Raw genomic sequence first — 16446 nt, forward strand, 5'->3', positions numbered from 1 at the left:
TCAGAGCGGGAGCAGCTCCGGCCGCTTGGCCTCGACGTGGTCGCCCGAGGACTCGCCGCGCAGCCGCCGGCCGACCCAGGGCAGCAGGTACTCGCGGGCCCACTGGATGTTCTCCCGGCGCTGGTCGGCGGGGGTGAGCACGCGGGCGTCCGGCCACGGGGCCTCCGGGTCCTGCCCGGTGCGCAGGCCCAGCGAGCGGGCGGCCAGCAGGGCGACCCGCTGGTGGCCCTCGGCGGACAGGTGCAGGCGGTCCTCGCTCCAGGCGCGGCGGTCCTGCACCGCGCGCAGCGACCACAGGTCGGCCACCGCGCAGCCGTTGCGGTCGGCGACCGCGCGCATGTGTCCGTTGTACGTGGCGATCTTGCCGCGCAGGTGCTTCAGCAGCGGCACGTCCCTGGTGTCGAAGCCGGTGCAGATCAGCACCGTCCCGGCGTTCTCGGCGAGTTCCACGACGGCGGCCTCGAAGCGCCCGGCGACCTCGTCCGGGTCGCTGCCGGGGCGGAGGATGTCGTTGCCGCCGGCGCAGAAGGTGACCAGGTCGGGCTGGAGGCGGCGGACCTCCGGCACCTGCTCGGCGGCGATCTGGTCCAGCAGCCGGCCGCGCACCGCGAGGTTGGCGTAGCGGAAGGCGCCCGGCGGGCGTCCGTCGGCCAGGATTCCGGCGAGCCGGTCGGCCCACCCGGCGAATCTGCCGTCGGCGGCGGGGTCGCCCACACCCTCGGTGAAGCTGTCGCCGATGGCGGCGTACGAATCGAGGTCGAGGGTCTCCTGGAGATGCGGCATGAAAGAGATAGTTCACCCAATCAAGTAACCTACGCCACCGTAGGTGACCCCGCGGCCACGTGAGATGGGCCACGTGCCCCCACCGGCGGCTCCCGCCCGCAGACGGCCACCCCCGGAAAAGGGCAAGATCCGTGCCCCCTTCCGCTTTCCGGCCGGTCCGGCGGATGCTCGAAGGGAGCGGCCGCGCCGGCCGCCGTCCTGCTGGGGAAGGCAGCCATGACCACCGAACCGCGCTCCGGCCCGCCCGAGAACTGGTTCATCGACGACCGGTGCACCAACTGCGACGTCGCCCGGCAGCTCGCGCCCGGTCTGGTCCGCGAGCACGCGGGCCGCTCGGAGCTGATCCGCCAGCCGCGCGACGCGGACGAGCGCCGGCAGCTGCTCGCCGCCGCCCACGCCTGCCCGACCAGGTCCGTCCGCCCCGGCACCGGGCCGCTCGACCCGGCCGGGGACCCGTTCCCGCTGGCCCTCGCCGACGACCTGCTGCTGCTCGGCCACAACTCCCGCCACACCGCGGGCGCCAACTCCTACCTCTGCCGCCGCCCCACCGGCTGGGTGATGGTCGACACGCCGCGCTACAGCGAGGCCCTCGCGGCCCGCTACGCCGCGCTCGGCCCGGTCACCGACGTCCTGCTCACCCACCGCGACCACGCCGCGCACGGCCGGGCGTACGCCGACCGGCTGGGTGCCCGGCTCCGGATCCACGAGGGCGACCTGGACGCGGCGCCCGACGCCGACCGGGTGCTGTGCGGCACCGGGCCGACGGAGGTCTCGCCCGGCCTGGTCGCCCACCCGTTCCCCGGCCACACCCGGGGCAGCGTGCTCTACGTCGTGGACGAGCGGTACTGCTTCAGCGGCGACAGCCTGTACTGGTCCCGCACCACCGGGGACATGGAGGTGGCCGAGTCGGTGACCTGGTACTCGATCGAGGAACTCGCCGCCTCGCTGGAGCGCGGCCTCGGCGTGCTGCGCTTCGAGTGGCTGCTGCCCGGCCACGGCGACCGGCGCCGGATGCCCGCCGACGAGGCGGACCGCCGGCTGCGCGCGCTGGCCGGGCGGTGCCGGAAGCTGCGGCCCCGGCCGGTGGACTTCGGCGCGCACCGCTGGTAGCGAGGGTCCGTGGTGGCCGCGGCCGGGCGCAGCGCCGCAGGGGGCCAGTGCGCCGGTGCCTGCGCCGGGTGCGCGGGGGCGTGCGACCGTCGGAGGCGTCTGCCCGGGTGTGCGAACGGTGCCATCGGGGCAGCCGCCTTGGGAACGAAGGTGTTCGGCCCCGCGAACCCCGAACTCCCTGCGACGGACTCCCCTCGACCCAAGGATGGTTGAGCCATGCTCACGCAGACCCCGGAGCGCCACGCCCGGCCGCGGCGCTACCTGATGTGCCGGCCGACGCACTACACCGTCGACTACGCGATCAACCCGTGGATGGACCCCACCCAGCCCACCGACACCGCGCTCGCCCTGCACCAGTGGGAGGAGCTCTACCGGACCTACCGCCGGCTCGGCCACACCGTCGAACTGATCGACCCGGTGCCCGGCCTGCCCGACATGGTGTACGCCGCCAACGGCGCCACCGTGCTGGACGGCAGGGCCCTGGTGGCCACCTTCCGCTACCCGGAGCGGGCCGCCGAGTCGGAGGCCTACCAGGCCTGGTTCCGCGCGCACGGCTACCGCGAGGTGCACCGGGCCGGGCACGTCAACGAGGGCGAGGGCGACCACCTGCTGGTGGGCGGCCGGGTGCTCGCCGGTACCGGCTTCCGGACCTCGCGCGCCGCACACGCCGAGGCCGGCGAGCTGTTCGGCGTCCCGGTGGTCAGCCTGACCCTGGTCGACCCGCGCTTCTACCACCTGGACACCGCGCTCACCGTGCTCGCCGACGACCACGTCATGTACTACCCGGAGGCCTTCGACGCCGACAGCCGCTCCGTGCTGCGCGCGCTCCACCCGGACGCGATCCTCGCCGACCGGGCCGACGCCGAGGTGTTCGGGCTCAACGCGGTCTCGGACGGCCTCCGGGTGCTGCTGCCGACGGCCGCCAAGAACCTGGCCGGCCGCCTGGCCGAGCACGGCTACCAGCCGGTCCCGGTGGACGTCTCGGAGCTGCTGAAGGGCGGTGGCGGGGCGAAGTGCTGCACCCTGGAGCTCAGGCCGGCGTGACGGCTCCCGTCGCGGCCGTGACCAGCAGCACCTCCAGGGTGCGCGGCCCGTGCACCCCCTCCACCCGGTCCAGCTCGATGTCGCTGGTCGCGGACGGCCCAGAGATCCAGGTCTGCGGCCGCACCGGGTCGAGCCGCGGCAGGGCGAGCGGCACCGAGGCGACGACCTGCTCCGGCGCGCGCACCACGCAGACGTGGTGGTCAGGGACGAGCGAGAGCAGCCGTCGCCCCTGACCGGGGCCGGCGTCCAGCACGATCGTCCCGGTCTCGGCGACGGCCAGCGCGCAGCCGGTCACCACGCTGTCCACGGAGTCCAACCGGGCGGCGGTCAGCGTCCCGTCGTCGGGGAGGAGTCCGACCCCCGCGGCCTCGGCGGCGGTGAGCCAGCGGGGCGGCAGGCCGGCCGGCACCACGACCGTCCTGCTGCCCCGCTCGACCAGCAACCCGGCGATCCGCCGCGGCAGTTCGTCCTCGTGGCAGCGGTGTACCAGGGCCCGGTAGTCGGCCAGGTTGCGGTGCAGCAGGTCGAGCACGGCCGCCGGGTCGTCGGTCGGCCCGTGCGCTGTCAGGTAGTCGCGGGGCAGCGGCTGTTCGGCGACGTCGGCGGTGTCGCCGAGTGCGGCCCTGATCCGGCCGAGGATCACGTCCCGGGAGCTGCCGGAGCGTTCGGGTCCGGAGCGTTCGGGTCCGGTGCGGCCGGTCCCCGGGTGGCCGGTCCTCGGGTGGCCGGGCGCGGTGTGGTCGGCTGCGGTCATGTGCGGTTCCTCCGCCACCAGTCGCGGAACGGTTCGGCCGGGACCTCCGGCAGGTCCCGGGTGTCCGTCCAGGCCCGCCCGGGCCCGGGCAGCCGGCGGGGGTGCAGTGACCGGGTGCGGCCGGCCAGCCGCTCGGCGGCGGTGAGCGCCGCCGGGTGGTCCAGCACGAACCCGGCGGCCGCCATCGCGGCCCGCTCCAGCGGGTGCCCGCCCTGCTCGGCGACCCGCTCGCGCAGGTGCACCAGCACCTCGGGGATGTCGATCGCCACCGGGCACACCTCGTAGCAGGCCCCGCAGAGCGAGGAGGCGTACGGCAGCGAGGCGTCCACCGGGCTCGCGGTGCCGCGCAGTTGGGGCGTCAGGATGGCGCCGATCGGCCCCGGGTAGACCGAGCCGTAGGCGTGCCCGCCGGCCCGCTCGTACACCGGGCAGACGTTGAGGCAGGCCGAGCAGCGGATGCAGCGCAGCGCCTGGCGGCCCACCTGGTCGGCCAGCGCGGCGGTGCGGCCGTTGTCCAGCAGCACCAGGTGGAAATCGGACGGGCCGTCGCCCTCGGTCGTCCCGGTCCAGAGCGAGGTGTACGGGTTCATCCGCTCGGCGGTCGAGGAGCGGGGGAGCAGCTGGAGGAAGACCTCCAGGTCCCGCCAGGTCGGCACCACCTTCTCGATCCCGACCACCGAGATCAGGGTGCGCGGCAGGGTGAGGCACATCCGGCCGTTTCCCTCGGACTCGACCACCACCAGGGTGCCGGTCTCGGCGACCATGAAGTTGGCGCCGGAGACGGCGACTCCGGCGCGCAGGAACTTCTCCCGCAGGTGCAGCCGGGCGGCCTCGGCGAGTTCGGCCGGGGAGTCGGTGAGGCCCCTGGGCGCCGGCCTGCCCCAGGAGGCCATCCGGTCGGCGAAGACCTCCCGGATCTCGGCGCGGTTGCGGTGGATCGCCGGCACCAGGATGTGCGAGGGCCGGTCGTCGCCCAACTGCACGATCAGCTCGGCGAGATCGGTCTCGTAGGCGGTGATCCCCTCGGCCGCCAGCGCCTCGTTGAGCTCGATCTCCTGGGTGGCCATCGACTTGACCTTGACCACCTCCGTCTCGCCGGTGGCCCTGACCAGCCCGGCGACGATCCGGTTGGCCTCCCCGGCGTCGGCGGCCCAGTGCACGGTGCCGCCGGCCGCCGTGACGGACTCCTCCAACTGCACCAGGTAGCGGTCGAGGTGGCGCAGCGTGTGGTCCTTGATCGCCTTCCCCGCGGCGCGCAGCTCCGCCCAGTCGGCGAGTTCGGCGACGGCCCTGGCCCGCTTGTCCCTGATGGTGTGGGTAGCGCGCCGCAGGTTGGCGCGCAGCTGCCCGTTCCGTACCGCCTCGGCGGCGGCCTGGGGGAAGGCCGGCATGCCGAGGAAGGTCCCGGCCGGGCTTCCGGTCCGCTTGCTCCGCTCGCTCATGCGGACGGCCTCCAGGGGTGCTCCTCGGTACTGGCCAGGATCTCCGCCAGGTGCAGCGGCCGCAGTGGTGCGCCCCGGCGGCGCAGGGTGCCGCCGAGGTGCAGCAGGCAGGAGTTGTCGGCGCCGCACAGGATCCGGGCGCCGGTGGCCAGGGCGTTGGCGATCTTGTCCTCGGCCATGGCCGCCGAGACCGCCGCGTTCTTGACCGCGAAGGTGCCGCCGAAGCCGCAGCACTCCTCGGCCCCGGGCAGCTCGACCAGCTCCAGGCCCCTGACGGCGCCCAGCAGCCGGCGCGGGCGCTCGCCGAGGCCGAGCAGGCGCAGGCCGTGGCAGGAGGGGTGGTAGGTGACGGTGTGCGGGAAGTACGCGCCGACGTCCTCGACGCCGAGCACGTCGGTCAGGAACTCGGTCAGCTCGACCACCCGGGGCACCAGGCCGGTGGCCAGGTCGGCGAGTTCGGTGCCCCGGCCCTCGGTGGCGGCCCTGGCGCCGATCCGGGGGTAGCTGTCCCGGACCATCGCCACGCAGGAGCCCGAGGGCGTCACCACGTGGTCGTACCCGGCGAAGGCCCTGGCCGTCCGCCGGACCAGTGGCTCGCAGGCCCTGCGGTAGCCGGTGTTGTACTGCGGCTGCCCGCAGCAGGTCTGTCCCGCGGGGAAGTCCACCGTGACGCCGAGGCGTTCCAGCAGCCGGACGGTGGCCACCGCCGTGCCGGGGAACAGCGCGTCGTTGACGCAGGTGGCGAACAGTGCGACCCGCACGCGAACTCCCTTCTGCCGGATTCCCGCCGAACTCCCGCCGGACGCAAGGGCGTACGGGCGTACGCCGAACGGCACCGGTCCGCTCGTGATCGTACCGAGCGGACCGGTGCCGCGGTGGGACCTCGGGCGCCGGGCCGGAGTTCAGGAACTCAGGGACGCAAGGCCTCAGGCGCCGAGCCAGAGGTCGGGGCCGAACACCTCGTAGTGGATGTCCGCCGCCGGGACGCCAGCGGTCAGCAGCTGCTCGCGCACGGCGCGCAGGAAGGGCAGCGGGCCGCAGAGGTAGGCGGTGGTGCCGGCCGGGACCTCGACGGTGGAGAGGTCCACCAGGCCGGTGCGCTCGGCCGGCCACGCTCCGAGCGGCTGCTCGTAGAAGACGTGGGAGGTGGCGTCCGGCAGCGTGGTGGTCAGCCGCGCCAGCTCGGCCCGGAAGGCGTGGCTCAGCTGGTCGCGGTCGCCGTGCACCGAGACGACCCGCCGGGTGGAGCCGGTGGTGGCCAGGTGGTCGAGCATCGCGGTCATCGGGGTGTTGCCGATGCCGGCGGAGGCGAGCAGCACCGGGCCGTCGCCGTCGGCGAGCGAGATGTCGCCCAGCGGGGGCGCCAGCTCGATGGAGTCGCCGGCCTTCAGGTGGTCGTGCAGGTGGCCGGAGACCTCGCCGCCGTCCTCGCGCTTGACGCTGAAGCGCAGCGCGCCGTCCGCGCCGCCGGAGAGGCTGTACTGGCGGATCTGCCGGGCGCCGTCGGCCAGTTCGGTGCGGACCGAGACGTACTGGCCGGGACGGAAGGCCGGTACGGGGCGGCCGTCGGCCGGGCGGACCAGGTAGGTGGTGACGGCCTCGGTCTCCTGGTGGCGGGCGACCACGGTGAAGGGGCGCCACAGGTCGGCCTGGTCGCCGCCGGCGGCGACCTCGGCGCGCAGCCGGTCCTCGATGGCGATCAGCGCGTTGGCCATCAGCCAGTAGACCTCGTCCCAGGCGGCGGCGACCTCGGGGGTGACGGCCTCGCCGAGCACCTCCACGATGGCGGCGAACAGGTGCTCGTGGACGACCTTGTACTGGTCGTCGCTGATGCCGACCGAGACGTGCTTGTGGGCGATGCGGGCGAGCATCGCGTCCGGCCGCTGGTCCGGGTTGGCGAGCAGGGCGGTGGCGAAGGCGGCTATCGAGCCGGCCAGGGCCTCGCGCTGGGAGCCGTTGGCCTGGTTGCCCCGGTTGAAGAGGTCGCGCAGCAGCTCGGGGTGCGCGGCGAACATCCGGTCGTAGAAGCGCGGGGTGATGTCACCGATGGCGGCGCCCACGACGGGCAGGGTGGCCTCGACGACCTCGGCGGACTTCGCGGACAGCATCAGACAGCTCCTCATTGGTATCTGAGATTCGCATTAAAGGTCGCGGAATGGTGCGCGGCCCCGGTCGGGCGGATCGGTCGGTGGAACGGATCGGGCGGTGGGACGGATCAGGCGGTGGGGCGGGCGGTGAGGCTGAGCAGGACGGGCCCGGTGGGGGAGGCCACCAGGTCGTCGACGGAGAGGTGGTCGAGCGCCGCGAAGAACGCCTCCTGGGCGCTCCGGAGCGCCCCGCGCAGCCGGCACGCGGCCCGCAGTGGGCACGGCGGGTCGTCCTCGCAGCCGACCACGTCCCCGACGCCCTCCAGCTCCCGCAGCAGCAGGCCGATGGAACCGGTCCGCCCGGCGAAGGTGAGCATCAGCCCGCCGCCGCGACCGCGCCGGGCCTCCACCACCCCCAGGTGCTGGAGCCGGCTGACCACCTTCGCCGCGTGGGTGTACGGCACGCCGACCGCCTCGGCCACCTCGCGGGTGGTCGGGGTGTCGCCCTCGCCCAGGACCGCCAGTCGCATGGCGATCCGCAGGGCGATGTCGGTGCTCTTGGTCAGCCTCACGTTCGAAACGCTATCCGAATGCGACTCCTCAACTCCAATTTCCTGCACGACTTCGATCGAGACGCTCGTCACGTCGCCCCGTACCCCTCGTCCGAGTGGAGCCGGGCGCCCCGGGCCGGGCGCCGGCCGGTGTCCGCGTCGCGATCGGAACTGAACAGTTGGCGACATTAACCGTCACTCCCTGACGGCGCGTCAGGGCTGCTTCTACGCTTCCCCCGGCTCCGAACCAGCCACGCGCCACCGCACCGCCGCATCACCCACACCATCCGTATCGCCCGCACCACCGCACCACCCGTATCGCCGAGCAGCTGGAGAGATCCGTGAGCAGAACCCGCACACCCCGTCGCACCCTGACGGCCGTGGCCGCGATAACCGCGACCACGGCCGTGCTGCTGTCGCTGCCCGCGACCGCCGAGGCCGTCACGCCGCCGCCCGCCGTCGCCGCGCACGTGGCGGTGGCGCCGTACCCGGCGGGCGTCGCGCTGACGCCGGACGGCGGCCACGCCTACGTGACCAGTCAGAGCAGCGGCACCGTGAGCGTGCTGGACACCGCGAACAACACCGTGTCCGGCAGCTTCACCGCCGGGACGGGGTCGTACGCCGTGGCCGTGTCGCCCGACGGGCACCGCGCCTACCTGACGCACCACCTCGACAACACCGTCAGCGTCGTGGACACCGCCACCGGAGCCGTCGCCGCGACCGTTCCGGTCGGCGCCCAGCCCTGGGGCCTGACCGTCTCCCCGGACGGCTCGCGCGCCTACGTGGCGAACGCCGGGGCCGCCACCGTGAGCGTGCTGGACACCTCCTCCGGCACCGTGACCGCGACCGTTCCGGTCGGCGCCGAACCGCACGGGCTGGCCGTCTCCGCCGACGGCAGGCGGCTGTACGTCGCCGCCTCCGGCGCCAAGGCGGTGACCGTGGTCGACACCGTGAGCAGCACGGTGAGCGGCACCGTCCCCGTCGGACACGGCGTCTTCGGCCTGGCGCTCAGCCCGGACGGCACCCGGCTGTGGGCGGCCGACGGCGACGACGGCACCGCCGCGGTGATCGACACCGCGGCCGGCACCGTCCTCGGCACCGTCGCGGTCGGCTCGGGGCCGTACGCCGTCACGCTCGCGCCGGACGGCGCGGCGGCCTACGTCTCGAACTACGCCGACAACACGCTGAGCGTGGTGGACACCGCGAGCCGGACGGTCACCGCGACCGTCCCGGTGGGCGCGAGTCCGTACAGCCTGGCCCTGGCCGCCGACGGGCGGCGCGGCTACCTGGCCGACTTCACCGGCGGCGCCGTCGACGTGGTCGACTTCCCGCTGCCGGTGCCCGACGTGACCGGGATCGCCCCGAACAGCGGCTCCGGAGCCGGCGGCACCGTGGTGACGATCACCGGCACCGACCTGGCCGGCGCCACCGCCGTGACCTTCGGCGCGGCGGGCGCCGCCACCTCCTTCGGCTGCACCAGGACCGGCTGCACCGCGACCGCCCCCGCCACCACCGTCACCGGACCGGTGGACGTCCGGGTCACCGGGCCCGGAGGCACCAGCGCGGCCGTCGCCGCCGACCGCTTCACCTACACCGCCCCCGCCGCCCACCTGGGCGTCGCGCTCACCGCGACCCCGGTGACCGGCGTGCTCTCCAACCGGGTCGACTACACCGTCACCCTCACCGGCCAGGGCCCCGACCCGGTGGCCTCCGCCACCGTCACCGCCGACCTGCCCGCCGGGCTGACCGCGACCTCCGGCGACTGCACCGTCGCCGCCGGGAAGCTCAGCTGCGCGCTGACCGCCCCGCTGGCCAAGGGTGCGAGCACCACCCGGCACCTCTCGATCACGGTCGGCCTGTTCGACCTGATCCGCAGCTGGGACGTCACGGTGGCCCGCACCGCCGGGGCACCCGCCGACCCCTCGCCCGCCACCAGCCGGGCCACCCGCAGCTGCACCTCCGTCCTCGGACTGCTGATCACCTGCAAGTAGCACCCGCGGAACCGGCCCGGGCCCTGCCGAAACCTTCCGGCGGGCCCGGGCCGTCGCGCCCTCTGGACGAAGCGTCCGAGTCGGACGTACAGTCCGGTCATGCCCTCTGCGGACAACCCCGACCCGCGCGTCCGGACCTGGTCACCGGTCTGCCGCGCGCTGACACTGCTGCTCGGCCCGTACGCCGAGGTGGTGCTGCACGACACCGGTACCGACCGGGTCCTCGCGATCTGGAACCCGATGACCCCCCGGGTTCCCGGCGACCCCTCGCTGCTCGGCGAGCTGGACGGGATCGACCCGTCCGCCCCCGACGTCTACGGCCCGTACGAGAAGTTGCTGCCCGACGGCCGGCGGCTCTCCTCGGTCAGCGCCGTGCTGCGCGACGACGACGGCAGGCCCACCGCGATGCTCTGCGTCAACCTCGACCGGGGCCCGCTGGAACAGGCCGCCGCCCTGCTGGCGGGCTTCGCCGCCCCCACCGCGCCGCGCCCCGAACCGCTCTTCGAACGCGACTGGACCGAGCGGATCAACGACGTGGTCGGCGGCTACGTCCGCACCCGGGGCCGTCCGCTGGAGCGCTTCACCCGCGAGGACCGGCTCGCCGTCCTGGGTGAACTCGACCGGGCCGGGGTGTTCGCCGTCCGGCGCGCCGTCCCCGTCGTCGCCACCGCGCTGCGGATCTCCCGTTCCACCGCCTACGGCCTGCTCGCCGAGCTCAAGCAGCACCCCGCGGGCCCCACCGAGGAAGGCCGACAGTGACCAGACTCCCCGACTTCCGGCTCGAAACCCACTTCTCCCGCTGGGAGTTCACCGCCCGGCACCACCTCACCGCTTCCGACGCGCAGACCATGACGATGGCCGAGCTGCTCGCCCTGGCCGGGCCCGAGGACCGCGAGGCCTGGGACACCCTGGCCCTCGGCTACACCGAGACCTTCGGCGACCCCGGGCTGCGCCGCGCCGTCGCCGGGATGTACGAGCGGGTCGGCGAGGACGACGTGATCTGCTTCGGCGGCGCCCAGGAGGGACTCAACCTCGCCATGCAGGTGCTGCTGGAGCCGGGCGACCACGCGGTGGTGCTGACGCCCGGCTACCAGTCCGCCGAGACCGTTCCGCTCTCGCTCTGCGAGGTCACCGGCGTCGCGCTGGACGAGGACCGGGACTGGGCGCTGGACCTGGACGCGGTCGAGGCGGCGCTGCGGCCGAACACCAGGGTGGTGTCGGTCAACTTCCCCAACAACCCGACCGGCAAGGTGATCGACGCCGCCGACTTCGTGCGGCTGGCCGAGCTCTGCGACGAGCGCGGCATCCGGCTCTTCTCGGACGAGGTCTACCGCGGCCTGGAGCGCGACCGGGACCGCGTCCTGCCGCAGGCCGCCGACCTCTCCGAGCGGGCCCTGTCGCTGAACGTCACCTCCAAGTCGCTCGGCCTGCCCGGGCTGCGGATCGGCTGGATCGCCTGCCGTGACCGGGAGTTGCGCTCCCGCCTGGAGCGCGCCAAGCACTACACCACGATCTGCAACTCGGCGCCGAGCGAGGTGCTGGCGCGGATCGCGATCACCGCAAGGGAGCGGATCCTGGCCCGCAACCGGGCGGTCATCGCGGAGAACCTGCCGCTCTTCGACGCGTTCTTCGCCGAGTTCGCCGACCTCTTCGAGTGGCGCGCGCCGGACGGCGGCTGCGTCGCCTTCCCGCGCTACCTGGGCGCGGACGGCGTGGCGGAGTTCTGTACCGCGCTGGTCGAGCAGGCGGGCGTGCTGCTGCTGCCCGCGGACATCTTCCGCTCCGAGCTGACCCCGACCCCGGCCGACCGCTTCCGGATCGGCGTCGGCCGCCGTGACCCGGGCCCGGGGCTGGAGGCCTTCGGCGACTGGCTCCGTCGGCGCTGAGCACCGTCCGCGCCCGGCGTCCTCGGCCGGCGTCCGCGCACGACGAACGGCCGCGCAGGACGAACGGCCGGGACCGAGAACGGCCGGAGCGCCGGCCACCGGGACGATCCGGTGACCGGCGCCCCGGCCGTCAGGGCCGCTGCCCCGGGGTGCTCAGAGCTTCTGCCAGGCCGGCTTGGCCGCGTAGGTGTCGCGGAAGTAGTCGGCGAGCTTGAGGCGGGAGGCGGCCGCCTCGTCCACCACCACGGTGGCGTGCGGGTGCAGCTGGAGCGCCGAGGCCGGGACGGCCGCGGCCAGCGGGCCCTCGACGGCGAGCGCGACGGCCTCGGCCTTGGCCTCGCCGGTGGCCAGCAGGACCAGGTGACGGGCCTCCAGGATGGTGCCGATGCCCTGGGTGATGACGTGGTGCGGGACCTCGTCGATGCTGTCGAAGAAGCGCGCGTTGTCCTCGCGGGTCTGCCGGGTCAGGGTCTTGATCCGGGTCCGGGAGGAGAGCGAGGAGCAGGGCTCGTTGAAGCCGATGTGGCCGTCCGTGCCGATGCCGAGCAGCTGGAGGTCGACGCCGCCGGCCTCGGCCAGCGCGCGGTCGTAGGCGATGGCCGCCCCGGCGATGTCCGACGCGTTGCCGTCCGGGCCCAGGAAGGAGTCCTCGGTCAGGCCGAGCGGCTCGACGACCTCCTTCAGCACCACCGAACGGTAGGACTCCGGGTGGCCGGCGGGCAGGCCGACGTACTCGTCCAGCTGGCAGATGCGCGCCTTGGCGGCGTCCAGCCGGCCGTCACGGACCTGTTCGGCCAGGGCCTGGTAGATGGGCAGCGGAGTCGAGCCGGTCGCCACGCCGAGCAGGGCGTCCGGCTTGTCGGTCAGCAGATCGGTGATCGCCGCGGCGATGAGTTCGCCGGCCGCCCGGGCGTCAGGGACGATCACGATTTCCATACTGGGTCCACCGTTCTGAGGCGATTCTGAGGTCTAGACCTCCGAGGTCTAGACCAGTTTGCCGTGAACGGGTGCCCCAGGTCCACCCGGGTCCGGTTCCCGGCGATCTTGCGCCGTCGGCCCTTCTGCCTGGTGGAACGGCCGGGGCCGGCCGTCGGGACGTGATGTCCCGGCGGCCGGCCCCGGCGTCGGCGCTGTCCACCGCTTTCCGCTCCCCGCCGTCCGGACGGCTGCCCGGTCGTACGGACGGTGCGGGGTGCGGGTGCGGTGCGTCAGCGGCCCGTGATCAGAACGGGTTGGTACAGGTGGTGGTCTGCTTGCTGACGTCCAGGGCCGGTCCGGCGGTGGCGCAGATGATGCGGGGGGCGGTCGCGGTCACCCGCGGGGTGACCGCCTTGGCGGAGCCGAACTGCACGGTGGTCGCGGTGGCGACCGTCTCCCACGGGCTGCCCCACGCGGCCTGGGTGCGGACCTCGACCTGAACCATCGTCAACTGGCTGGCCTCGGCGCTGACCTGGGCGACGCCAACGATGCCCTCGCCGTCGGCCTGGTGCGAGATGCAGGGCCGGTTGAGCACCGTGGCGCAGACCGCGGTGTCGGTGCCGGACGTCGCCGTGGCCGCCATGGCCGGAGCCGCCGTCAGGCCGGCGATCCCTGCCGTCACCATCGCCACAGCTGCGATCCGAGCGCGCATGATACGAACCTCCTTGGAAATTAAGGGAATCTCACTCCTTGAGATGAGTCTTGCACACATCATGGACGGCGCGTGTGTGCGTTGCGTCACACTCATGGTGACCGTTCAACTACATCCTGCAACCATTCGTCCTCCGTTCAGCACACGGACAACTCCAGTCCTGACGGACGATCAGTTCGTGGGCGGCAGCACCATCCGCCGCCCGGCCGTCGCACCGCCGTCCACCGGCACCGAGGCCCCCGACTGGTAGGCGAAGTCCTCCGAGGCCAGCGCCAGGATCGCCCTCGCGATCTCCTCCGGCTCGGCCATCCGCTCCAACCCCTCGATGTTCAGCGGCCCGTAGGCCTTCTTGAACTGCGCCCACGCCGCGTCCGGGATGCCGGGCGGGCGGACGAAGGCGGTGTCCGTGGTGCCGGGGAGGATCGCGTTGACCCGGATGCCCCGCGTCCCGTACGCCAACGCCGCAGCCTTGACCAGCCCTTGGACCGCCCTTTTGCTCGCCGTGTACGCGCCGCCGTTCGGCCGGGCCTGCTCGGCGGCGGAGGAGGCGGTGCAGACGATCACCCCGCGGCCGGCCTTCAGCATGTGCGGGATCTGGTACTTGAGCGCCAGGAACACCCCGCGGGCGTTGGTGTCCAGCACGTCGTCCCACTCGGCCACGCTCAGCTCGTGCAGCAGCTTGGCGCTGCCGATGCCCGCGTTGTTGACCGCGACGTCCGGCCCGCCGTACCGGGCCACGACCTGCCCGGTGAACCGCTCGACCTGCTCCGGGTCGCGCACGTCGGCCGGGAAGTACGAGGCCTCGCCGCCGGCTTGGCGGATCTCCTGCTCGACCTGGCGGCCGAGTGCCGTGCGCCGGCCGCAGAAGCCCACCAGGGCGCCCTCCCGGGCGAAGGCCAGCGCGGCCGCCCGGCCGATGCCCGAGGTGGCGCCGGTGATCAGCACCGCACGGCCGGCGAAGCGTGCCCCGGGGCGCCCGTCCTGGCGCTCCCCGGCGTCGGTCCGGGTCGCGCGCCGCCCGGCCGGGTCGGCCTGGGCCGGTCCGGCGCCCAGCGTGGTGGCGGCCGCCCCGGCGAGGCCCAGCGCGGAGGCGCCGAGCAGTGCCCGCCGGGCCGGTCCGGCCGGGGAGGTCGAGGGGGAGGAGGGGGAGTCGGTGTCCATGGCGGAGAGCCTGGCAGGGCCCGCTCCGGGGCCGCTTCGGCCGACCGGCCGGACCTCCCGGCCGGAAGGAGGAACTGCCTCCTCCCCGGGGAGGACGGCGACCCGCGCCGCTCCGTCGCCGGACCGGTGAGAAGACCGTGGTGACCGCCGGGGTGTCCCGGATCGGGTTCGGCAACATGTCGACAAAGCTCTTCAGTGCCTTCACGGCTACGGTGGGTGACCGTCGAAATGGGATGAGTTATGCCACATCCATACGTATCCCGGCGCGGGCACCCGGGTGACGGGCCTCCGGTCTGGAATCCTCGGCGGCATGATCACGAAGCTCCGCGCGGGTGCCGCGCAATGGACCGTCGTCGTTCCGGTGCTGTCGTTCCTCGTCCTCGCCCTGACCTGGCACGAAGAGCTGCCCGGCTGGGTGGTGGCGGTCGTCGCCTGCTTCCTGGTGGGCGCCGTGCTGGCCGCCGTGCACCACGCGGAGGTCATCGCGCACTGGTCGGGGGAACCCTTCGGATCCCTGGTCCTCGCGGTGGCGGTCACCGTGATCGAGGTCGCACTCATCGTGACGCTGATGGCCGACGGCGGGGACAAGTCCTCCACGCTCGCCAGGGACACCGTCTTCGCCGCCGTGATGATCACCTGCAACGGCATCCTCGGCCTGTCCATCCTGGTCGCCGCGGTCAAGTACCGGACGGCCGTCTTCAACGCCGAGGGCACCGGCGCCGCACTCGCCTGCATCGCCACCCTCGCGACCCTCAGCCTCGTGCTGCCGACCTTCACCACCAGCTTGCCCGGCCCGCAGTTCTCCACCACCCAGCTCGTCTTCGCCGCCACCGCCTCGCTCGTGGTCTACGGGCTGTTCGTCGCCACCCAGACCATCCGGCACCGGGACTACTTCCTGCCCGTCACCCCCGAGGGCCGGGTGCTGGACGAGGAGGAGCACGCCTCCCCGCCCACCCTGCGCGCCGCCGGGGTCAGCCTGCTGCTGCTCGCCGTGGCCCTGGTCGCGGTGGTGGGCCTGGCCAAGGGCGTGTCCCCGACCATCGAGAAGGCGGTGGACGACGCCGGGCTCCCGCACGCCGTGGTCGGCGTGGTGATCGCCCTGATGGTGCTGCTGCCCGAGACCATCGCGGCCCTGCGCGCGGCCGCCCGCAACCGGGTGCAGACCAGCCTCAACCTGGCCCTCGGCTCGGCGCTGGCCAGCATCGGCCTGACCATCCCGGCGGTCGCGATCGCCTCCAGTTGGCTCTCCGGACCCCTCGTCCTCGGCCTCGACCCGGCGCACATGGTGCTGCTGAGCCTGACCATCGTGCTGCTCACCCTCACGGTGATCCCGCGCCGGGCGACCCCGCTCCAGGGCGCGGTGCACCTGGCGGTGCTCGCGGGGTACATGGTGCTGGCGCTGAACCCGTGAGGGCCCGCCGCCCGTAGTCGAGAGTGGAAGCCCCTGGCCCGTTCCCCCGCGCGGCCAGGGGCTTCCGGCGTTCCCGGGGGCGGTCCGGCGGCGCCGGCAGTGGGGCCGGTGGGGCCAGTGGGGCTCGCGGTGAACCCGGCGGAGGGCGGTGGCCGTGGTTCCGGATGAGGGCCCTGGCTCACCCCCGTGGCCAGGGCCCCTCGTCGGACCCGGTGCAACCGTCGGTGAACCCCCGAGAGGGTTCCCGCCGTGGAACGACGGGGAGCCCCTGGTCCCGCAGCTGCTCGCGGGCCAGGGGCTCAGGGGCCTCCCGGCGTTCCACGCCGGACCCGCTCCGCCGCGGCGCCCGACCGCCCCCGGTTCAGTCCGGGACCGCCGTGCAGCCGCCGGCCGGGCCGGCCGCGACGAGGACGTCGCGGTAGCGGCCGGTCGCGGACAGGGCGCCTGCCAGTGCCGCCGCCGCGGGCGCCGACTCCGTGAGGAAGGCGCAGGTCGGCCCCGAGCCCGAGACCAGGCCGGCCAGGGCGCCGTGCTCCGGTCCCAGCCGCAGCGTGTCCGCCAGCTCCGGGCGCAGGGACAGGGCGGCCTCCTGGAGG

Annotated in this window: 15 protein-coding genes and 1 pseudogene; 6 read left to right on the forward strand and 10 right to left on the reverse strand. The window is 74.0% G+C overall.

The genetic code is table 11. The features are described from left to right. The gene (locus BU198_RS27715; RefSeq protein WP_188296278.1) at nt 1-783 is read right to left on the reverse strand and encodes an SGNH/GDSL hydrolase family protein; all 783 of its coding nucleotides are present in this window, start codon (nt 781-783) and stop codon (nt 1-3) included. Between the two features lie 216 nt (nt 784-999). Between BU198_RS27715 and BU198_RS27720 the strand changes: the two genes are divergently transcribed. Both BU198_RS27720 and ddaH read left to right on the forward strand, forming a co-directional pair. Further along, nucleotides 1000-1893: a 4Fe-4S domain-containing protein gene (locus BU198_RS27720; protein WP_188299604.1), complete on the forward strand. Its 894-nt coding sequence runs from the start codon at nt 1000-1002 to the stop codon at nt 1891-1893. A 216-nt stretch (nt 1894-2109) separates the two neighbouring features. Then, nucleotides 2110-2937, forward strand: coding sequence for a dimethylargininase (gene ddaH / locus BU198_RS27725; protein WP_188299605.1), 828 nt, complete (start codon nt 2110-2112; stop codon nt 2935-2937). Here the strand turns inward: ddaH and BU198_RS27730 are convergent. The 5 genes from BU198_RS27730 to BU198_RS27750 form a co-directional block, all read right to left on the reverse strand. Further along, a complete protein-coding gene (locus BU198_RS27730) occupies nt 2924-3691 on the reverse strand; it encodes a lactate utilization protein C (RefSeq protein WP_188299606.1) in 768 nt (255 codons plus the stop codon). The two genes, ddaH and BU198_RS27730, sit on opposite strands and share 14 nt — an antisense overlap. Beyond that, a complete protein-coding gene (locus tag BU198_RS27735; RefSeq protein WP_188299607.1) occupies nt 3688-5133 on the reverse strand; it encodes a lactate utilization protein B in 1446 nt (481 codons plus the stop codon). The genes BU198_RS27730 and BU198_RS27735 overlap by 4 nt, the downstream gene beginning before the upstream one ends. Further along, nucleotides 5130-5894 carry a (Fe-S)-binding protein gene (locus tag BU198_RS27740; RefSeq protein WP_188299608.1) on the reverse strand — a complete coding sequence of 255 codons (765 nt, stop codon included), beginning with the start codon at nt 5892-5894 and terminating at the stop codon, nt 5130-5132. Before BU198_RS27740 ends, BU198_RS27735 begins: the two co-directional genes overlap by 4 nt. Before the next feature lie 165 nt (nt 5895-6059). Then, entirely contained in the window at nt 6060-7241 is a 1182-nt protein-coding gene (locus BU198_RS27745; RefSeq protein ID WP_188299609.1) for a globin domain-containing protein, read from the reverse strand. 107 nt (nt 7242-7348) lie between these two features. Then, on the reverse strand, nt 7349-7792 hold the full coding sequence (locus BU198_RS27750; RefSeq protein ID WP_188299610.1) for an RrF2 family transcriptional regulator: 444 nt from the start codon (nt 7790-7792) through the stop codon (nt 7349-7351). A 359-nt stretch (nt 7793-8151) separates the two neighbouring features. Here BU198_RS27750 and BU198_RS27755 point away from each other — a divergent pair, with 359 nt between their 5' ends. The 3 genes from BU198_RS27755 (at nt 8152) to BU198_RS27765 (ending at nt 11648) form a co-directional block, all read left to right on the forward strand. Further along, nucleotides 8152-9762 carry a beta-propeller fold lactonase family protein gene (locus tag BU198_RS27755; RefSeq protein WP_188299611.1) on the forward strand — a complete coding sequence of 537 codons (1611 nt, stop codon included), beginning with the start codon at nt 8152-8154 and terminating at the stop codon, nt 9760-9762. A 99-nt stretch (nt 9763-9861) separates the two neighbouring features. Beyond that, the gene (locus tag BU198_RS27760; RefSeq protein ID WP_188299612.1) at nt 9862-10521 is read left to right on the forward strand and encodes a transcriptional regulator; all 660 of its coding nucleotides are present in this window, start codon (nt 9862-9864) and stop codon (nt 10519-10521) included. Continuing rightward, nucleotides 10518-11648 (forward strand): aminotransferase class I/II-fold pyridoxal phosphate-dependent enzyme, encoded by a 1131-nt coding sequence (locus tag BU198_RS27765; protein ID WP_188299613.1) that lies wholly within the window; start codon nt 10518-10520, stop codon nt 11646-11648. Before BU198_RS27760 ends, BU198_RS27765 begins: the two co-directional genes overlap by 4 nt. 153 nt (nt 11649-11801) lie before the next feature. On the opposite strand, the gene nagB is transcribed toward BU198_RS27765, so the two are convergent. From nagB to BU198_RS27780, 3 genes are all read right to left on the reverse strand, one after another. Beyond that, nucleotides 11802-12584, reverse strand: a complete 783-nt coding sequence (gene nagB / locus BU198_RS27770) for a glucosamine-6-phosphate deaminase (protein WP_188299614.1) — start codon at nt 12582-12584, stop codon at nt 11802-11804. A gap of 286 nt (nt 12585-12870) precedes the next feature. Next, nucleotides 12871-13278 carry a hypothetical protein gene (locus tag BU198_RS27775; protein ID WP_188299615.1) on the reverse strand — a complete coding sequence of 136 codons (408 nt, stop codon included), beginning with the start codon at nt 13276-13278 and terminating at the stop codon, nt 12871-12873. Between the two features lie 171 nt (nt 13279-13449). Further along, complete coding sequence (locus tag BU198_RS27780; protein WP_188299616.1) at nt 13450-14439, reverse strand: SDR family NAD(P)-dependent oxidoreductase; 990 nt, start codon at nt 14437-14439, stop codon at nt 13450-13452. A 310-nt stretch (nt 14440-14749) separates the two neighbouring features. Here BU198_RS27780 and BU198_RS27785 point away from each other — a divergent pair, with 310 nt between their 5' ends. Further along, nucleotides 14750-15850 carry a calcium:proton antiporter gene (locus BU198_RS27785; protein ID WP_188299617.1) on the forward strand — a complete coding sequence of 367 codons (1101 nt, stop codon included), beginning with the start codon at nt 14750-14752 and terminating at the stop codon, nt 15848-15850. Nucleotides 15851-16211: 361 nt separating this feature from the next. On the opposite strand, the pseudogene BU198_RS27790 reads toward BU198_RS27785, so the two are convergent. Then, nucleotides 16212-16446: pseudogene (locus BU198_RS27790) on the reverse strand (4-(cytidine 5'-diphospho)-2-C-methyl-D-erythritol kinase); the annotation flags it as partial.

It is taken from the genome of Streptomyces sp. CBMA156 (genome assembly GCF_014596515.1).
Classification (GTDB): Bacteria; Actinomycetota; Actinomycetes; order Streptomycetales; family Streptomycetaceae; genus Kitasatospora.